Here is a 2,333-nt window from a genome sequence, read left to right as displayed (position 1 = left end):
GTTGTCCAAATCGTTCTGATACACTGTGATGTGTATGCTTTTGATTTATCCGTAGGGCCATTCCTGGCTACTACTGGATCAAATCAAGCCTATCGGGCAATTAGTAATGGTCAGCTGAGTACGTTACCGCACTTACACCTCCATCCTATCGACGTAGTAGTCTACTACGGCCCTCAGGGAGATCTTGTTTTGAAGGGGGCTTCCCGCTTAGATGCCTTCAGCGGTTATCCTGTCCGATCATAGCTACCCTGCACTGCCGTTGGCACGACAACAGGTCCACCAGTGGATCGTTCACCCCGGTCCTCTCGTACTAGGGGCAACTCTTCTCAAATCTCCTACACCCACGGCAGATAGGGACCGAACTGTCTCACGACGTTCTAAACCCAGCTCACGTACCTCTTTAAACGGCGAACAGCCGTACCCTTGGGACCTGCTCCAGCCCCAGGATGAGATGAGCCGACATCGAGGTGCCAAACACTGCCGTCGATATGGACTCTTGGGCAGTATCAGCCTGTTATCCCCGGCGTACCTTTTATCCGTTGAGCGATGGCCCTCCCACTTGGGACCACCGGATCACTATGGCCGTCTTTCGACTCTGCTCGACTTGTCAGTCTCGCAGTCAGGCTGGCTTATGCCATTGCACTCAACGAGCGATTTCCGACCGCTCTGAGCCAACCTTCGCGCGCCTCCGTTACGCTTTAGGAGGCGACCGCCCCAGTCAAACTACCCGCCACACAGGGTCCCGGAACCCGATAAGGGATCGCGGTTAGACATCAAGCAGAACAAGGGTGGTATCTCAAGGGAGGCTCCACAGGAACTGGCGTTCCTGCTTCAAAGCCCACCACCTATCCTGCACATGTTGTGCCTGATGCCAGTGTGAAGCTGTAGTAAAGGTGCACGGGGTCTTTCCGTCTAACCGCGGGAAGCCTGCATCTTGACAGGCAATTCAATTTCGCTGAGTCGATGTTGGAGACAGCGGGGAAGTCGTTACGCCATTCGTGCAGGTCGGAACTTACCCGACAAGGAATTTCGCTACCTTAGGACCGTTATAGTTACGGCCGCCGTTTACTGGGGCTTCAATTCGGAGCTTGCACCCCTCCTTTTAACCTTCCAGCACCGGGCAGGCGTCAGACCCTATACGTCGTCTTGCGACTTCGCAGAGCCCTGTGTTTTTAGTAAACAGTCGCCACCCCCTGGTTTGTGCCCCCAGCCAATACTTGCGTAGAAACTGGGCCTCCTTCTCGCGAACTTACGGAGGTATTTTGCCGAGTTCCTTCAACATCGTTCTCTCAAGCGCCTTGGTATTCTCTACCAGTCCACCTGTGTCGGTTTAGGGTACGGTCCTATGGAGGGCTATTTCCAGGGACTGCGGAACGGCCCGACCAATCCAATAAGGTCGAACAATCTTTGCAATCCGTCACCATCTCCTGGCCCAGGAATATTAACCTGGTTCCCATCGACTACGCCTTTCGGCCTCGCCTTAGGGGCCGGCTTACCCTGCTCAGATTAGCTTTAAGCAGGAACCCTTGGACTTTCGGCGACAGGGTCTCTCACCCTGTTTGTCGCTACTCATGTCATCATTCTCACTAGTGATCTCTCCACCGGTTCGTTCACACGCCGGCTTCATCGAAAACACCTCGCCTCCAATGTACCCGAAGGTACTAAGGAGGCATGGTGTTATGTCACACTACGCTCTGCTACCATGCACTACGTGCATCCTCAGCTTCGGCTCATGGCTTGAGCCCCGTTACATCTTCGCCGCAGGACAACTTATTTAGACCAGTGAGCTGTTACGCTATCTTTAAAGGATGGCTGCTTCTAAGCCAACCTCCTGGTTGTTTTGGTCGTCCCACCTGCTTTCCCACTTAGCCATGAATTAGGGGCCTTAGCTGGAGGTCAGGGTTGTTTCCCTCTCCACCGCGGACGTTAGCATCCGCGGTGTGTCTGCCATCTAGTACTCCCGGGTATTCGGAGTTTGGTTAGGATCAGTAAGCCTGTGGGGCCCCATTACCCATCCAGTGCTCTACCCCCCGGGGTATTCGGATGACGCTCTACCTAAATAGATTTCGCAGAGAACCAGCTATCTCCGAGTTTGATTGGCCTTTCACCCCTAGGCACAACTCATCCCGACCTTTTTCAACAGGTGTGGGTTCGGACCTCCAGTAAGTGTTACCTTACCTTCATCCTGGTCATGCCTAGATCACTCGGTTTCGGGTCTGATCCATCTAACTCAACGCCCTATTAAGACTCGCTTTCGCTGCGCCTACACCTAACGGCTTAAGCTTGCTAGATAGACCAAGTCGATGACCCATTATACAAAAGGTACGCCGTCA

1 rRNA gene is annotated in these 2,333 nt (G+C 53.6%); it reads right to left on the bottom strand.

The features are described 5' to 3' along the window. Positions 1 to 79: 79 nt before the first annotated feature. Positions 80 to 2,333 (bottom strand): 23S ribosomal RNA (locus ACI3GR_RS20075); the annotation flags it as partial.

The organism is Pseudooceanicola aestuariicola, from assembly GCF_045763785.1.
Lineage (GTDB): Bacteria > Pseudomonadota > Alphaproteobacteria > Rhodobacterales > Rhodobacteraceae > Pseudooceanicola.
The sequence above is the reverse complement of the archived record's forward strand: the minus strand, read 5'-3'. Positions and strand labels throughout refer to the sequence as shown.